This is a genomic window from Streptococcus sp. 714, from assembly GCF_013277115.1.
Taxonomy (GTDB): Bacteria; Bacillota; Bacilli; order Lactobacillales; family Streptococcaceae; genus Streptococcus.
Genome location: NZ_VMMH01000006.1, coordinates 40,329 through 57,309 on the forward strand (window position 1 = coordinate 40,329; position 16,981 = coordinate 57,309).

A 16,981-nucleotide genomic window follows, 5' to 3' on the forward strand; every position below is an offset into this window, starting at 1 on the left:
CTAGATTCTTTACCCTTGTTAAGGTTCTCGTTATAGGATGTTGCCTCACTATTTTTTATTATATTAAAATCACAAAAAAGATTGCAATTTCTTGACAGTTTTGATATATTCAATATATACAAAAAACAAACTCGATGCTTAGTTGTGTGTTCAGAAGGAAGTTATTTTTCTAAAAAAGGAAGCGCTTACTTGGCATCAAGAAAAAGAAAAGAGGATTTTAATGAACAAAAGACTTTTCGATAAACGTTGCCATTATAGCATTCGTAAATTTGCTATAGGTGCGGCATCTGTGATGATTGGGGCTAGTATATTTGGTATTTCAGCTGTAGAAGCTGAGGAGGTGGCTTCATCCAATACTCAAACAGAAGAAACAACAGTTCATCAACCTCAGCCTTTAGATAAGCTTCCCGATGATGTGGCAGCTGCTATCGCAAAGGCTGATGAGAATGGTGGACGTGAGTTTGTAAAGCCAAAAGCTGAGTCGACAGAAGACAAAGTGACTAAGGATACAGAACCTACTAAACCTGTTAATGAAGGTAACCATGAATTGGTTAGTCCTAAAGTTGAAACTCCAAATAAGGTAGGAGAAGAAAACGAAGCTGAAGAGAAGCAAAAAGTTGAAGAGATAAATCCAAAGACTGAGGAAGATGGTCCGAAGTCTACAGCAGCAGTTGAAATAGATGTAAAAGAGGATACTAAAAAAACTTCAGAAAAGGATCAGGTAAAACCGACTACAGATATCAAATCTTCTTCTGAAAAAACGCAAGCGCTTTCTAAAGAGCCAAGTAAAGCGGATGTTGAAAAAGAGAAGCAGCTATTATTGGATCGAAAACAAGACTTCAATAAAGATTGGTACTTTAAACTAAATGCTCAAGGTGATTTTTCAAAAAAAGATGTGGATGTTCATGATTGGTCTAAATTGAATCTTCCACACGATTGGAGTATTTATTTTGATTTCGACCACAAGTCTCCTGCTCGTAACGAAGGTGGACAGTTAAATGGTGGAACAGCTTGGTATCGTAAGACTTTCACATTAGATGAAAAAGACAAGAACAAGGATGTTCGTATCAATTTTGATGGTGTTTACATGGATTCTAAGGTTTATGTAAATGGTAAATTTGTAGGCCATTATCCAAGTGGTTACAATCATTTTTCATATGATATCACAGAATTTTTAAACAAGGATGGTAGTGAAAATTCCATTACTGTTCAAGTGACCAATAAGCAACCAAGTAGTCGTTGGTATTCAGGAAGTGGGATTTATCGCGATGTAACCCTTAGTTATCGTGATAAAGTCCATGTTGCGGAAAATGGGAACCACATTACAACGCCGAAATTAGCTGAACAAAAAGATAGCAATGTTGAAACACAAGTTCAAAGTAAGATTAAAAATACAGATAAAAAGGCTGCTAATGTCTTTGTAGAGCAACAAATTTTCACCAAGGAGGGTAAGCCTGTTTCAGAAATAGTTCGTTCTGCAACTAAGAGTTTGGCAGAAAATGAAACAGCACATTTTAATCAGAATATCTTGGTCAATCAGCCAACTCTTTGGACAACGAAAAGTTACCATCCTCAACTTTATGTTCTTAAAACAAAAGTCTATAAAGAAGGCCAGTTAGTTGATGTAACAGAAGACACATTTGGTTACCGTTATTTCAACTGGACAGCTAAGGAAGGATTTTCTCTCAATGGTGAGAGAATGAAATTCCATGGGGTAAGTATTCACCATGATAACGGAGCTTTGGGTGCAGAAGAGAACTATAAGGCTACTTATCGTAAATTAAAACTTCTGAAAGATATGGGAGTGAACTCCATTCGTACAACCCACAACCCAGCGAGCCCTCAATTGCTAGATGCTGCGGCGAGTCTAGGACTTTTGGTTCAAGAGGAGGCTTTTGATACCTGGTATGGTGGCAAGAAGACTTACGATTATGGACGCTTCTTTGATCAAGATGCAACTCATCCAGAGGCTAAGAAGGGAGAGAAATGGTCTGATTTTGATCTCAGAACAATGGTAGAGCGTGATAAGAACAATCCGTCTATTGTGATGTGGTCTCTTGGAAATGAGGTAGAGGAAGCAAATGGTAGTCCTCGTTCTATCGAAACTGCTAAACGTTTGAAGGCTGTCATTAAAGCGATTGACACTGAACGTTATGTTACCATGGGTGAGAATAAATTTAGTCGTGCAGCAACAGGTGATTTCTTAAAAGTTGCAGAAATCATGGATGCTGTGGGTATGAATTATGGAGAGCGCAATTATGAAGCTGTTCGTAGAGCTCATCCAGACTGGCTCATCTATGGTTCTGAAACTTCTTCAGCTACTAGAACGCGTGATTCTTATTACAATCCTGCTCAAATCCTTGGACACGATAACCGTCCAAATCGTCATTATGAACAATCTGACTATGGTAATGACCGTGTTGGATGGGGAAGAACAGCTACTGAGTCATGGACTTTTGACCGTGATCATGCTGGCTATGCTGGTCAATTTATCTGGACAGGAATTGACTATATCGGTGAGCCAACTCCATGGCACAACCAAGATAATACACCCGTAAAAAGTTCTTACTTTGGTATCATCGATACGGCTGGTTTACCCAAGAATGATTTTTACCTTTACCGTAGTGAATGGTATAGTGCTAAAGAAAAACCAACTGTCCGAATTTTACCACATTGGAACTGGACTGATGAGACACTTAGGGATCGTAAGATGCTGGTCGATGGAAAGGTTCCGGTTCGTACCTTCTCAAATGCAGCAAGTGTCGAATTGTTCTTAAATGGAGAGTCACTTGGTAAAAAGGAATTTACTAAGAAAACGACAGAAGATGGACGTCCATATCATGAGGGTGCTAAACCAAGTGAATTGTATCTTGAGTGGCTTGTGAAATACCAACCAGGCACACTGACTGCGATTGCTCGAGATGAAAATGGCAACGAAATTGCGCGTGATAGTGTGACAACTGCTGGGGAGCCAGCAAGAGTTCGTATGACTAAAGAAGAGCATGTTATCACAGCAGATGGTAAAGATTTATCTTACATCCATTACGAAATTGTTGATGGCGAAGGGAATGTTGTTCCGACAGCGAATAATCTTGTTCATTTCAATCTCCATGGTCAGGGACAAATCGTTGGTGTGGATAATGGAGAACAAGCTAGTCGTGAACGCTACAAAGCTCAAGCAGATGGAACATGGCAGAGACGTGCCTTCAATGGTAAAGGGGTTGTCATTGTAAAATCAACAGAAAAAGAAGGTAAATTTACTCTTTATGCAGATTCTGCTGGTTTAACTTCTGATAGCGCAACGGTCGCAACTGTGTCTGGTAAGAAAGAAAACCGTCACTTTATAGCCTATGCTCCTGTGAAGGCCACAACTGATGTGAGTACTACTCCTGAATTACCACGAACAGTAACAGCTATTTATAGTGATGGTAGTGTTGAAGAAAAAGATGTGACTTGGAAAGTGCCATCTGACTTGCTTACAAGTGCAGGTGAGAAAAAAGTATTTGGTAATGTAGAAGGTCTCGAAGCTAAGGCTGAAGCCCTTGTCAAGGTAGTTGCCCTTGATAAGTGGTTGCCTAAGGTAGCGACAGTTCCAGTTGGTACAACTGCAGCTGATTTGGATAAAACGGTCACTGCTGTTTTGTCAGATGGTAGCTTGATTGATACAGATGTTGTGTCTTGGACCTTGAAAGATCCTGCTGCTTTGAACAAGGAAGGTGGACGTACGGAGGCTACTGGTAAATTGGTAGATGACGATCGTGAAGTAACTGCAACCTTTATCGCAAGCGACAAGGAAACAGAAAGTACTGTTACAGGACTTACGGTTGGAGATAAGACTCTTGAAAACTTTGAGCCTGGAAAGACTTATTACCGAGTATCCCTTCCTTACAGTGCTAAAATCCCAAGTGTTGGAGCACAGACTACAGGCTATCAGGTAACAGTTCAGCAAGCTTCTGCTGATAATGGTTATCAGGCTTCTGTCTTTTTGAGTGACCAGAAGGGTGACTTGGTTCAAACTTACTTGATTCAATTCGTGAAGGAAGCACCTGCCTTGACTCGTTTGGAAGTAAGCGTTGAAGGAAAAGAGAAAGCAACAGAAGATCAAGTTCTCCCTTATCATGTAATTGGGCATTATGAGGACGGTTCACAGACTGAATTTGCAGCGTCAGATGTCCACTTAGAAGCCAAGTCAGCTGATGGTGGTCATCTTGAGGTAAATGGACAGAACTTGTTGCTCTATACTAAGGGTCGTGTTACTCTAACTCCTCGTATTGACAATCAAACAGAAAAAACGCAATCTGTCGCAACTGAATTGGTGATTAAAGAAAATAAAGTAGAGAAGAAAATTGTCAAACTTCATCCAGTTTCTATCTCTACCGATATCAATCAGCAACCTAATTTACCTAGTCAAGTTGGAGCAGAATTTGATAAAGGCTTGCCTCGTAAGGTAGCTGTAACTTGGGACAAAGTAGCTGAAAAAGAATTGGGGCACTATCATAGCTTTACCCTTAAAGGACATGTAGAAGGTACAGATATTGAGGCTCAAGCAACTGTGACGGTTGAAGGCTTGCAAGTTGCAGAGGAAATCAGCCTTACTCTTCCTAAGGGTGAGACAGTTCAATTGCCAGCTAGTGTACGTGCTTACCATTCTAATGGAACCACTATCTACAAAGATGTGGTTTGGGATCAGGTACCAGCTAACTTTAGTCAAACTGAAGGGGTGTATGAAATCAATGGTCATTTAGTTGGTAGCAATCTGACCACCAAGGCTCATGTCCGTGTTTCTAGTCAAGTGGTTGCTGGAAATAATATCTCTAAACAATGGACAGGTTCACAATTACCAGCAGCTATTGTATCCAATACAGGAGGGGATGATTCGGCTAATGCTTTGAACGACCTGACTGTATCAAGAACGCCTACAGATGCTAAAAATAGATGGACTACTTGGAGAACAAATACTGATAATGACTGGGCATCAATCTTGTTTGGAAACTCTGGTGATTTGACCAAGCGCTTTGTTGATAATCTTTCAGTTGATTTCTATACTGATGGAGCGATTGGTCTTCCAAAAGAATATGTTATTGAATACTATGTCGGTCAAGAAGTTCCAGATCTTCCGAATGATGTCAATAATGCTCAACGTGATAGCAACCATCCATTTAATAATGAAGCTAACTGGAAAGAGGTGGAACACCTCAAAGCTCCTGGACAATTATCTGCAGGTAAAACCAACCACTTTACATTTGATAAGGTAGAAACCTATGCTGTTCGTATGCGCATGAAGAAAGCAGATGGAACTGCTGGTATTGGTTTGACAGAGCTAACTGTCCTTGGAAATAAGGTAGTGAGCTCTACAAGTTCAGAGATTTCTATCAAGGTAGATGGAAAGGATCTTGAACACTTTAATCCATCTAAGACTGATTACTATATTCCTCAATCTAGCAAAGAAATCACTGCAACAGCAAGCAACAATGGCTTGGTGACAGTTGTTCCTGCAACAAGTGAAAAAGGTGCGACACGTCTTATCTTGAAAGCTGAGGATGGAACTGTTCTTAAAGAATATCGTATCTTCCGTGATGACGAAAAAGAGTCAACACAACCAGCAGCTGCAGAAAATAGTGCCAAGACCCTGAATGTTGGTGATCAACTTCAATTGCCTGCTGAAGTGACAGTCTATTATCCTTCACAAGCTGGCTGGGTTAAGGCTAATCTTGCAGTTCAATGGGATGCCATTCCTGAACATGCGACAGAACAGGAGGGAAGTTTTGAAGTAACTGGTCATGTCATTGGTACAAATCTAACAACTAAAATACAGGTGACAGTTGTAGCTAAAGGTAACCAAGTTCTATCAGAAAATCCAAGCAACAATGAAACGGATTCTAAAGCCTTTGCTTCGACAACGAACGATACACAAGCAGCTTCACATGATAGAATTTTCTATATCAATGATGGAAAATACAATGAAGACGGACGTTGGACAAACTGGTCTCGTACTCCGAAAAATCAAGAAACTTCTATCGGCCTACTCTTTAAGAAGGATGGAAAAATTGCCTCTCAATCCATTGGAAAAGTAGCTATTCAGTTCTTTAAAGATAGTGGAACAGATGCTCCAGAGAAAATGGTTCTAGAAAGATATATTGGTCCTGCCTTTACAGAACCAAGTACGATTTCTCGTTACGAAGAAAATGCTGACCATCCATTCAACAAGGCAGAGAATTGGCAAGAAATTCCTTACAAGGCATCTGGAGAAATCGTAGCTGGTAAACCAATAGAGTTTAACTTTGATCCGATTCAAACGACAGCTATTCGTGCCCGCATGACTCGTAAGGCTACTACTAATGGTTTGGCAGTTGTAGAATTTACAGCCTACTCTGCAGGAAAAGGAGCAGGAGTGGAGAGACCATCAGCGACTATTTCGATCGATGGAAAAGCATTGGAAAACTTTGATCCAAATGTGACAGATTATACACTAACAGCAATGAGTTCCCAACCAAAAGTTACTGCGACAACTAGTGGACATGGAGTAGTCACAGTTATGAATCCTGGAAATATCAATCTTCCAACACTCGTGCGTCTTGTTTCCAAAGATGGAAATCTTGTGAAAGAGTATCGTTTACACTTTAAGACAGCCTTCCAAACAACTCCGACAGAAGGAGTTAAAAACTTAGTAGCAGAAACTCCAAGCTTGGAAATTGAAAAGACTCCGCTTCCATTTAAAGAAGTTATTCGTGAAAATCCTGAACTTGCTCAAGGTCAACGTCGTGTTGTTTCTGAAGGACAAGATGGAGAAAAAGTTGACTATATTCAAGTTGTGGGAACTACTAGAACTCTTGTTCATACTGAACAAAGAAAGGCTCAAGATCGCATTATCGAGGTAGGAGTAAAACCATCTATTTCAAATAGCAAGGGCGAGGAGCCTGCACCAGTCAACGAAGTTCCAGAATTCAAAGGAGGGGTCAACTTTGTAGAAGCATCGGTTAATGAAGTCCCTGAGTTTAAGGGAGGAGCTAACTTTGTTGAAGGAGCAGTTCACGACATTTCAGAATACAAAGGCAAACAATCAACTGTAGGTAATCAGGTAGCACCAATCGATGGGAAGCCTGACTTTAAAGACGGGGTAAATCCAGGAGTGCCTCAAGATAGTAAACTTCCAGAGGATAAAGCTGCTCCAGAAACAGTGGGAAATCAGGAAGTACCAGTTCGGGAGAAAACAGAGCATCCAGTACAGAACATAGCTAATAACCAGACTGCAGAAAGAAAGGCTTCAGCAGTCAAAGGAGATCAAAATAGCTTACCAGAAACTGGTGAGAGAGAATCTGATACAGCCATCTTCTTAGCAGGTGTTAGCCTGGCCTTGTCAGCAGCACTATTGGCTACAAAACGTAAAGAAGATTAGACTTTATCTCTAAAGCATTCTGATTTTTATAAATTGATCGAGGATTAAAAATTGAATCTATGAATGAGTAGAGTTACTATGATATAGAACCTCAATTTGAGGAGAAATATAGTAGATTCTTGCATGATAAAACGCATCGTATTAGAGTTTTGATTGAACTGCACCCCAAAAGTTAGACAGAAAAAATCTAACTTTTGGGGTGTTTTTATTATGAAATTAACTTATGATGATAAAGTTCAGATCTATGAACTTAGAAAACAAGGATATAGCATAGAGAAGCTTTCAAATAAATTTGGGATAAACAATTCTAATATTAGGTACATGATTAAATTAATTTCTATAAATATTTTAGGAGTGATAGTGCACTATTCTAGTTTTAATCTATTATAATTTATAAAAATGCTTTAGAGGCAACATTGTACTATTCTAGATTAAATATCCTATAAAGGACCTTCCAGAATTCCATGCTTTAGACAGGACTGTTAAGTTATACTCAATGAAAATCACAAAGCAAACTAGGAAGCTAGACGCAAGCTTTACTTGAGTACGGTAAGGCGATGCTGACGTGGTTTGAAGAGATTTTCGAAGAGTATTGGGTATGAAAAAACCACCCAAATGGGTGGCAATGAGTCATAAAATATCTTTATTTGATAGCATTAAGCAAGTCTTCCGCTTGTTTTTCAAGTGAATTTAGGACTGTTTCTTCAAGAACCAATTTTCCGTCTGCCCAAGCAGAGTCATTAACACGTGCAGCAGTGAAATCACCAACGACTTGTGTGCGGATAAATGGCAAGAGGTCTTTGTAAATAGCGAAGAGTTGATCGTGACCTGCATTGGCTACAGATGATACTGTGACAAATTTGTCTTGAAGGGCAGAAGCACCACGTGTATCAGATAAGTCAAGGGCACGAGATAGCCAGTCAAGCAAGTTTTTCACTGTACCAGGGATAGAGAAGTTGTAGACTGGAGAGAAGATCCAGATAGCATCCGCTGCGAGAACCGCTTCACGAGCAGCCGCTACAGCTGGATGAGTTGGAACTTCCAAATCTTGGCTGAAGAGAGGAATAGCTGAATAATCAAGGTAGCTAACTTCTGCTTTACCAGCAAGTGCTTTCTCAGCTTCGAGGGCCATTTGGTGGTTGAAAGAACCTTGGCGTAGTGATCCGACGATAAATAATACTTTTTTAGACATGTTGTGTCTCCTTTTTTCTTAAAATTTCCGAGAACTCTCTCGTTGTTATAAAATATATTACAACAAAACAAAAGGACTTGCAAGAAATTTGCTCAAAGATTATTTGAAAACTATAAAACTGCAGAAACTCAAGCCACTTGTGACTGGAATGCATTTGGTTTTCGCAGAGCATTCCTATATTCTCTTGTAATATGATGACACAAGTGCTAAAATAAACGAGAAAACTCGAAATAGAAACCGTAGAACGGCTATTTTCCGGTATCATTTCATAAACAATTAAACGAAAATAATGGCATTGAAGAATGCTTCTAAAAGGGGTGGAGATCATGTAAGGAACAGATTAACAAGTGACGGACAAAAGAAGTAATAATACACTTGTTAAAGGAGAAAAGATGTTAATAAGAAATTATCGGAGAAATATTGGCCTGATGGCCGGAGTTGAGTTTTTTGCATTTTTAGGGATTACCAGTTTTTGGATTCTCTTTCTCAGTCAAAACGGAATGTCTCTTTGGCAGATTGGACTTCTGGAAAGTATTTTTCATACGACCAGTCTTCTCTGTGAAATTCCATCTGGTATGTTAGCTGACCGCTATTCCTATAAGACTAACCTTTATTTAAGTCGAATAGCAGGGATTGTGTCTTCCATTCTCATGTTGGCTGGGCAGGGAAATTTTTGGATTTATGCACTAGCTATGGCGGTAAGTGCCTTGTCTTATAATTTTGATTCAGGCACAAGCGCAGCAATGGTCTATGACTCGGCTGTAGAGGCTGGACTAAAGGAGCGTTACCTATCCATTTCAAGTTTCCTATCAGGAGTGTCAGAAGGAACTCAGTCTTTGGGGACAGTTTTGGCAGGATTTTTTGTCCATGGCCAATTGCACCTGACCTACTATATCATGATTGCCACTTCTATCATAGTTCTTTTCCTGATTTGGATGCTGAAAGAACCCAGTGTCAAGCTAGAAAAAACTGATAGTGTGACCATGAAACAGATTATTTGGACTGTTAAGGATGAGTTGAAGCGAAATCCCATGATGTTCAACTGGATGATTTTGTCTCAGATTGTCGGAACACTCATGTGCATGTTTTATTTTTACTATCAAAATCAGTTACCAGATTTAAGTAGTTGGCAAATTTCAGCAGTTATGCTACTTGGAAGTCTCTTGAATATCCTTGCAGTCTATCTAGCGAGTAAGATTGGAAAGAAATATGCTGCCTTGAAGATTTTCCCTGTCCTTGTCTTGCTGACTGGAGTTACCTATATGTTGTCCTACTTTGGAACACCTCTAATCTATATTTTGATTTATTTGATTAGCAATGCTCTATATGCTCTTTTTCAGCCGATTTTTGACAATGATTTGCAAGAGCGACTCCCAAGTGAAGTAAGGGCAACCATGCTGAGTGTCTATTCTATGATGTTTAGCCTTAGCATGATTGTGTTTTTTCCGCTAACAGGCTGGTTGATTGACCATTTAGGATTTGTGCTAACATTTCTTTATCTAGGCTTCTTTTTAGTCATGATTAGCCTTCTACTGCCTGTCTTTTTAGGAAAAATGGCTAAAAGAATGGATGATAAAGTAATTTTATAAAGTAAAAGAACTTACGAAAACTTGAGTGTCAAGCTCAGGTTTTTTAATAGGTTGATTTTCGAGCTGTCTTTACTTTTCTTGCTCGGTTTTATAACAGATTGAATCTAGAGTGGTACACCGTATATACTAAACATTTTTAGAAATTAATTAGAGTTTCTAAATCAATTTGTTTATATCTTATTTTAATCTATTATAACTAAGAAAAATCTGTTTCCTTTGAAGGAAGAAATAGAATTGATTTCTTATACTCAATGAAAATCAAAGAGCAAACTAGGAAGCAAGCCGCAGACAGTACTTGGGTACGGCAAGGCGACGCTGACAAAGTTTGAATTTGATTTTCGAAGAGTATTCTTGCATTCGCTTGTAATAAAGCCCAATAGATGGTAAAATAGACGAGTGAAAAAAAGACAAAACAAAGCAAAAAATAATCTACTGTGGCAGTATGGTCTAGGGATGACGATTTTGTTTGTGGTTATCAGTGCTTCCTTTCTGTATCTAGTGTTTCTGAGTATGAAACCCTATCAAACTGCTAAAAGTGAAGGAGAAAAATTAGCTCAGCAGTATGCAGGATTAGAGCAGGCTGATCAGGTTGACTTATACAATGGCTTGGAATCTTATTACAGCGTTCTTGGCCGTAATAAACAGCAAGAGGCGCTTGCTGTCCTGATTGGAAAAGATGACCATAAGATCTACGTTTATCAGCTAAATCAGGGTGTGTCACAAGAAAAAGCGGAAGCTGTTTCGAAGGAAAAAGGAGCTGGCGAAATTGACAAGATTACCTTTGGCCGTTATCAAGAAAAGCCAATCTGGGAAGTCAAGTCAGGCTCTGATTTTTATCTAGTAGATTTTGAAACAGGAGCATTGGTCAATAAGGAGGGCCTATGAAATTATCCAACCGTGTTTTAGAAATGGAAGAAAGTGTGACTCTGGCTAGTGATGCAAGAGCAAAGAAGTTAAAGACTGAAGGAAAAGATGTACTTTTCTTAACTTTAGGTCAGCCCGATTTCCATACTCCCAAAAATATTCAAGATGCAGCTGTTGCAGCCATTCGAGATGGACGTGCTTCTTTCTATACGGTAGCTTCAGGTTTGCCTGAGTTAAAAGCAGCAGTCAATACCCATTTTGAGCGTTATTATGGTTATTCCGTAGCGGCCAACGAAGTCACATTTGCTACCGGTGCTAAGTTCTCACTCTATACTTTCTTTATGGCTGTGGTTAATCCAGGTGATGAAGTTATTATCCCAACCCCATATTGGGTCAGCTATGGAGATCAGGTCAAGATGGCAGAAGGTGTGCCAGTCTTTGTTCCTGCTAAGGAAGACAATCACTTTAAGGTGACCGTAGAGCAGTTAGAAGCAGCTCGTACAGATAAAACTAAGGTTTTGGTGTTGAATTCGCCATCCAATCCGACAGGAATGATTTACACCCGTGAGGAACTCTTGGCTATCGGAAATTGGGCTGTTGAACATGACATTCTCATCCTAGCAGATGATATTTATGGTCGTTTAGTCTATAACGGGAATGAGTTCGTACCAATCTCTAGTCTATCAGAAGCCATTCGCAAGCAAACCATTGTTATTAACGGTGTATCAAAAGCTTATGCCATGACGGGTTGGCGGGTAGGTTATGCAGTGGGTGATCCAGAAATCATTGCTGCTATGAGCAAATTGACAGGTCAAACAACTTCTAACCTAACTGTTGTTTCACAATATGCAACCATCGAAGCCCTAACTGGACCGCAAGATTCTGTGGAAGTTATGCGTCAAGCATTTGAAGAACGTCTCAATACCATCTATCCACTCTTGTGTGAAGTCCCTGGTTTTGAAGTTGTCAAACCACAAGGAGCTTTCTATCTCTTTCCAAATGTCAAAAAAGCTATGGAGATGAAAGGTTATACGGACGTTACTGACTTTACAACAGCTATTCTTGAAGAGGTTGGTTTGGCACTCATAACAGGAGCAGGATTTGGAGCACCAGAAAATGTGCGTCTCAGCTATGCGACAGATCTAGATACGCTTCAAGAAGCGGTTAAACGCTTGAAAGCATTTATGGAAAAATAAAAAAGAAAAGGAAAAACAATGACAAAACGTGTAACGATTATTGATGTAAAAGACTATGTTGGTCAAGAAGTGACGATTGGCGCTTGGGTTGCCAACAAATCAGGAAAAGGGAAAATCGCCTTCTTGCAATTGCGTGATGGAACAGCCTTCTTCCAAGGTGTGGCCTTTAAACCAAACTTTGTAGAAAAATTTGGTGAAGAAGTGGGACTTGAGAAGTTTGATGTTATCAAACGCTTGAGCCAAGAAACTTCTGTTTATGTGACAGGGATTGTCAAAGAAGATGAGCGTTCTAAGTTTGGTTATGAGTTGGATATCACAGACATCGAAGTGATCGGTGAATCTCAAGACTACCCAATCACTCCAAAAGAACACGGGACAGACTTCTTGATGGACAACCGTCACTTGTGGCTACGCTCTCGTAAGCAAGTGGCTGTGATGCAAATTCGTAACGCGATCATTTATGCAACTTATGAGTTCTTCGACAAGAACGGATTCATGAAATTTGATAGCCCAATTTTGTCAGGAAATGCAGCAGAAGATTCAACAGAACTCTTTGAAACGGACTACTTCGGAACTCCAGCATACTTGAGCCAATCAGGTCAGCTTTACCTAGAAGCAGGGGCTATGGCTCTTGGTCGTGTATTTGACTTTGGTCCAGTATTCCGTGCTGAAAAATCAAAAACGCGCCGTCACTTGACTGAGTTCTGGATGATGGACGCAGAGTACTCCTACTTGACACATGATGAGTCACTTGACTTGCAAGAAGCTTATGTAAAAGCTCTTCTTCAAGGTGTTCTTGACCGTGCTCCTCAAGCCCTGGAAACATTGGAACGTGATACAGAGCTCTTGAAACGCTACATTGCAGAGCCATTCAAACGCATCACTTACGATCAAGCCATTGACCTCTTGCAAGAGCATGAAAATGATGAAGACGCTGACTACGAGCATCTTGAGCATGGAGATGACTTTGGTTCACCTCATGAAACTTGGATTTCAAACCACTTTGGTGTACCAACATTTGTCATGAACTACCCAGCAGCCATCAAGGCCTTCTACATGAAACCAGTTCCTGGAAATCCAGAGCGCGTGCTTTGTGCAGATTTGCTTGCTCCAGAAGGCTATGGAGAAATCATCGGTGGGTCTATGCGTGAGGAAGACTACGATGCTCTTGTAGCTAAGATGGATGAACTTGGTATGGATCGTACAGAGTACGAATTCTACCTTGACCTTCGTAAATACGGTACTGTACCACACGGTGGATTTGGTATCGGTATCGAACGTATGGTAACCTTCGCGGCAGGAACAAAACACATCCGTGAAGCTATTCCATTTCCACGTATGTTGCACCGTATTAAACCATAAGAACAGGAAAACGTCCATGTGGCGTTTTTCGCATTCCAGAGTTTTTACTTGCGTAAAAAATTTTTTTCTAGTATAATAGTTTATTGTGAGCGAACCTCACTTACCCCTTGCAAAGTCTTGGGGTCATTAGACCAAAAGGAGGAACATATCAATGGCTAAATACGAAATTCTTTATATCATTCGTCCAAACATTGAAGAAGAAGCTAAAAACGCTTTGGTAGCACGTTTTGACTCTATTTTGACTGACAACGGTGCAACTGTTGTTGAATCAAAATCTTGGGAAAAACGTCGTCTTGCATACGAAATCAAAGATTTCCGTGAAGGACTTTACCACATCGTTAACGTTGAAGCAAACGACGACGTAGCTCTTAAAGAGTTTGACCGTCTTTCAAAAATCAACGCTGACATTCTTCGTCACATGATCGTCAAAACTGACGCGTAAGAAGGTAAACTATGATTAACAATGTTGTACTTGTAGGGCGTATGACACGTGACGCTGAGTTGCGTTATACCCCATCAAATGTAGCAGTTGCGACTTTTACTCTTGCAGTAAACCGTACATTTAAGAGTCAAAATGGCGAACGTGAGGCTGATTTTATCAATGTCGTTATGTGGCGCCAACAGGCTGAAAACCTTGCTAACTGGGCTAAAAAAGGCTCACTTATCGGGGTGACTGGTCGTATCCAGACTCGTAGTTACGATAACCAGCAAGGACAACGTGTCTACGTGACAGAGGTCGTGGCTGAGAATTTCCAAATGTTGGAAAGCCGTAGTGTGCGTGAGGGACACACAGGTGGAGCTTACTCTGCACCAAGTTCAAACTATTCAGCACCTACAAATTCAGTACCAGACTTTTCACGTGATGAAAATCCATTTGGAGCAACAAATCCATTGGATATTTCAGATGATGATTTACCATTCTAATGGACAACTAAAATTATAAAGGAGAAAAAACATGGCTCAACAACGTCGTGGCGGATTCAAACGCCGTAAAAAAGTTGATTACATCGCAGCAAACAAAATTGAATATGTTGATTACAAAGATACTGAGCTTCTTAGCCGTTTCGTTTCAGAACGTGGGAAAATCCTTCCTCGTCGTGTAACAGGAACTTCAGCTAAAAACCAACGTAAAGTAACAACAGCTATCAAACGCGCTCGCGTAATGGCTTTGATGCCTTTCGTAAACGAAGATTAAAGAAAAGACCCCGACGGGTCTTTTTTTCACGAGCTTTGAAATGGGAGAGCGAGTTGAGTCCAGTGGACCTCTTTTTCATGAGCTCGGAAATAAGAAAGCGAATTGAGACTCGGTTGGGTCTTTTTCCACGAGATAGTTTTTTTTTCTGACCTTGGCGTGCTATAATGGTAATAAAAAGAGTAAAGGTGGGTAAGTCAAAGATGAATTGTACGATTAGAAATATGATTAAGTCTGATATTGAATCCTTATCTCATGGATTTATGAATCAAGGTTGGCCTGGTAGAGAGGAAATTTTGGCTAGATATTTTCTGGAACAGGAAAGTGGGGAGAGAGAAGTCTTAGTTGCAGAGATTGATGGTGCTGTAGCGGGCTACGTTACCATTTTGCCCTCTGCTAAACATGGTCCTTTTGCAGAAGTCTATCCAGAATTATCAGATTTTAATGTGTTTGAACCTTTTCGAAATCAAGGGATTGGGAATCAACTGCTAGAAGAAGCAGAAAAACGAGTCAAGATTGTTTCGAGTAAGGTCACTCTTGGTGTAGGTTTGCACTTAGGTTATGGCCCTGCCCAGAGATTGTATATCAGACGGGGATATATTCCAGATGGGACAGGTGTCTGGTATCGAAATCAACCCTTGGAAATGAATGCAACTTGCCAAAATAATGATGATTTGGTTCTGTATCTTGTAAAGGAATTCGGATAAGAGATAAGGATTTTATTGGGGATGTGGGATTTCTCTACTTTATGGTATAATGGAAAGAGTTAGATTGAAAGAGGTAGTGAGATGGATGCCAAATTAAGATATAAGGCAAAAAAGATCAAGATTGTCTTTTTTGATATTGATGACACCTTGCGGAATTCAAAGACAGGTTTTATTCCAGCTTCAATCCCAACTGTTTTTAAGCAATTACGTGAGAAAGGAATTTTGACAGGTATTGCTTCTGGACGGGGGATTTTTGGTGTCCTGCCAGAGATTCGTGAACTCAAACCTGATTTTTTTGTGACCTTGAATGGGGCTTATATCGAAGATAAAAAAGGTCAGGTTATTTATCAACATCAGATTGAGAAGTCAGATGTTGAGGAGTATATTTCTTGGGCCAAGCAAGAGGAAATCGAGTATGGTTTGGTTGGGAGTCATGATGCCAGGTTGTCGACTCGTACAGATATGATTAGTGAAGCTATCAATCCAATTTACCCTGATTTAGATGTAGATCCTGATTTCCATGAAAAAGAAAATATCTATCAGATGTGGACTTTTGAAGATAAAGGAGATGACTTGCATTTACCTGACAGTCTCTCAGACAAACTTCGCATGGTTCGTTGGCATGAGCATTCGTCTGACATTGTGCCGATTTCAGGTTCCAAAGCGACGGGGGTGGAAAAGGTTGTAGAACACCTTGGCTTGAAACCAGAGAACGTCATGGTTTTTGGAGATGGCCTCAACGACTTGGAACTCTTTGATTATGCTGGAATCAGCGTTGCAATGGGAATTTCTCATGAAAATATCAAAGAAAAAGCAGATTATATAACAAAAACATTAGAAGAAGATGGCATTTTTGATGCCTTAGAAGGATTTGGTATGGTAGAAAAAGAATTGCATTTTCCACAAGTAGACATTGAAACAGCAGAAGGTCCTCTTGCGACTATTAAGACTAATCACGGAGACTTGCGTATCAAGCTCTTCCCTGAACATGCTCCTAAAACAGTGGCTAACTTTGTTGCTCTTTCAAAAGATGGCTATTATGATGGAGTCATTTTCCACCGTATTATCAAGGACTTTATGATCCAAGGTGGAGACCCAACTGGAACTGGTATGGGTGGCGAGTCAATCTACGGCGAATCATTTGAGGATGAATTCTCAGAAGAACTTTACAATATCCGTGGTGCCCTTTCTATGGCTAATGCCGGTCCAAATACCAATGGTAGTCAGTTCTTTATCGTCCAAAACCAACACCTGCCTTATTCTAAGAAAGAAATTGCTCGTGGTGGTTGGCCAGAACCGATTGCGGAAATCTATGCCAACCAAGGTGGAACTCCTCACCTAGACCGCCGTCACACTGTATTTGGTCAGCTAGCTGATGAAGCATCTTACGCTGTCTTGGATGAAATTGCTGCTGTTGAGACAGGGGCTATGGACAAGCCAGTTGAAGATGTTGTGATTGAAACTATTGAAATTGAGGACTAAG

At 40.1% G+C, this 16,981-nt stretch carries 11 protein-coding genes and 1 pseudogene; 11 read left to right on the forward strand and 1 reads right to left on the reverse strand.

What is annotated here, in order from left to right; translation table 11 throughout:
* Positions 1–220 precede the first annotated feature (220 nt).
* Both HT718_RS02180 and HT718_RS02185 read left to right on the forward strand, forming a co-directional pair.
* Positions 221–7,396 carry an SIALI-17 repeat-containing surface protein gene (locus tag HT718_RS02180; RefSeq protein ID WP_173266982.1) on the forward strand — a complete coding sequence of 2,392 codons (7,176 nt, stop codon included), beginning with the start codon at positions 221–223 and terminating at the stop codon, positions 7,394–7,396.
* A gap of 210 nt (positions 7,397–7,606) precedes the next feature.
* Positions 7,607–7,732 (forward strand): annotated as a pseudogene (locus tag HT718_RS02185) (transposase); the annotation flags it as partial.
* Positions 7,733–8,039: 307 nt separating this feature from the next.
* On the opposite strand, the gene HT718_RS02190 reads toward HT718_RS02185, so the two are convergent.
* A complete protein-coding gene (locus tag HT718_RS02190) occupies positions 8,040–8,588 on the reverse strand; it encodes an NADPH-dependent FMN reductase (protein ID WP_173266984.1) in 549 nt (182 codons plus the stop codon).
* 392 nt (positions 8,589–8,980) lie between these two features.
* Here HT718_RS02190 and HT718_RS02195 point away from each other — a divergent pair, with 392 nt between their 5' ends.
* The 9 genes from HT718_RS02195 to HT718_RS02235 all read left to right on the forward strand — a co-directional run bounded on the left by HT718_RS02195 (position 8,981) and on the right by HT718_RS02235 (position 16,980).
* Positions 8,981–10,177 carry an MFS transporter gene (locus HT718_RS02195; protein WP_173266986.1) on the forward strand — a complete coding sequence of 399 codons (1,197 nt, stop codon included), beginning with the start codon at positions 8,981–8,983 and terminating at the stop codon, positions 10,175–10,177.
* A gap of 396 nt (positions 10,178–10,573) precedes the next feature.
* Positions 10,574–11,062 carry a DUF5590 domain-containing protein gene (locus HT718_RS02200; protein WP_173266988.1) on the forward strand — a complete coding sequence of 163 codons (489 nt, stop codon included), beginning with the start codon at positions 10,574–10,576 and terminating at the stop codon, positions 11,060–11,062.
* Positions 11,059–12,237 carry a pyridoxal phosphate-dependent aminotransferase gene (locus HT718_RS02205; RefSeq protein WP_173266990.1) on the forward strand — a complete coding sequence of 393 codons (1,179 nt, stop codon included), beginning with the start codon at positions 11,059–11,061 and terminating at the stop codon, positions 12,235–12,237. The genes HT718_RS02200 and HT718_RS02205 overlap by 4 nt, the downstream gene beginning before the upstream one ends.
* Positions 12,238–12,255: 18 nt before the next feature.
* Complete coding sequence (gene asnS / locus HT718_RS02210) at positions 12,256–13,599, forward strand: asparagine--tRNA ligase (RefSeq protein WP_000167160.1); 1,344 nt, start codon at positions 12,256–12,258, stop codon at positions 13,597–13,599.
* 151 nt (positions 13,600–13,750) lie between these two features.
* A complete protein-coding gene (rpsF, locus tag HT718_RS02215; protein WP_001151780.1) occupies positions 13,751–14,041 on the forward strand; it encodes a 30S ribosomal protein S6 in 291 nt (96 codons plus the stop codon).
* A gap of 11 nt (positions 14,042–14,052) precedes the next feature.
* Positions 14,053–14,523: a single-stranded DNA-binding protein SsbA gene (gene ssbA, locus HT718_RS02220; RefSeq protein WP_000609602.1), complete on the forward strand. Its 471-nt coding sequence runs from the start codon at positions 14,053–14,055 to the stop codon at positions 14,521–14,523.
* 31 nt (positions 14,524–14,554) lie between these two features.
* Positions 14,555–14,794, forward strand: coding sequence for a 30S ribosomal protein S18 (gene rpsR, locus HT718_RS02225; protein WP_000068664.1), 240 nt, complete (start codon positions 14,555–14,557; stop codon positions 14,792–14,794).
* Between the two features lie 200 nt (positions 14,795–14,994).
* The gene (locus HT718_RS02230; protein WP_173266992.1) at positions 14,995–15,498 is read left to right on the forward strand and encodes a GNAT family N-acetyltransferase; all 504 of its coding nucleotides are present in this window, start codon (positions 14,995–14,997) and stop codon (positions 15,496–15,498) included.
* An 81-nt stretch (positions 15,499–15,579) separates the two neighbouring features.
* A complete protein-coding gene (locus HT718_RS02235; RefSeq protein WP_173266994.1) occupies positions 15,580–16,980 on the forward strand; it encodes a bifunctional Cof-type HAD-IIB family hydrolase/peptidylprolyl isomerase in 1,401 nt (466 codons plus the stop codon).
* Position 16,981 lies beyond the last annotated feature (1 nt).

Excerpts from the sequence above, each read along its gene's own strand:
- HT718_RS02180 (WP_173266982.1), top strand. The coding sequence starts at position 221 with ATGAACAAAAGACTTTTCGATAAACGTTGCCATTATAGCATTCGTAAA.
- HT718_RS02190 (WP_173266984.1), bottom strand. The coding sequence starts at position 8,588 with ATGTCTAAAAAAGTATTATTTATCGTCGGATCACTACGCCAAGGTTCT.
- HT718_RS02195 (WP_173266986.1), top strand. The coding sequence starts at position 8,981 with ATGTTAATAAGAAATTATCGGAGAAATATTGGCCTGATGGCCGGAGTT.
- HT718_RS02205 (WP_173266990.1), top strand. The coding sequence starts at position 11,059 with ATGAAATTATCCAACCGTGTTTTAGAAATGGAAGAAAGTGTGACTCTG.
- asnS (WP_000167160.1), top strand. The coding sequence starts at position 12,256 with ATGACAAAACGTGTAACGATTATTGATGTAAAAGACTATGTTGGTCAA.
- rpsF (WP_001151780.1), top strand. The coding sequence starts at position 13,751 with ATGGCTAAATACGAAATTCTTTATATCATTCGTCCAAACATTGAAGAA.
- ssbA (WP_000609602.1), top strand. The coding sequence starts at position 14,053 with ATGATTAACAATGTTGTACTTGTAGGGCGTATGACACGTGACGCTGAG.
- rpsR (WP_000068664.1), top strand. The coding sequence starts at position 14,555 with ATGGCTCAACAACGTCGTGGCGGATTCAAACGCCGTAAAAAAGTTGAT.
- HT718_RS02230 (WP_173266992.1), top strand. The coding sequence starts at position 14,995 with ATGAATTGTACGATTAGAAATATGATTAAGTCTGATATTGAATCCTTA.
- HT718_RS02235 (WP_173266994.1), top strand. The coding sequence starts at position 15,580 with ATGGATGCCAAATTAAGATATAAGGCAAAAAAGATCAAGATTGTCTTT.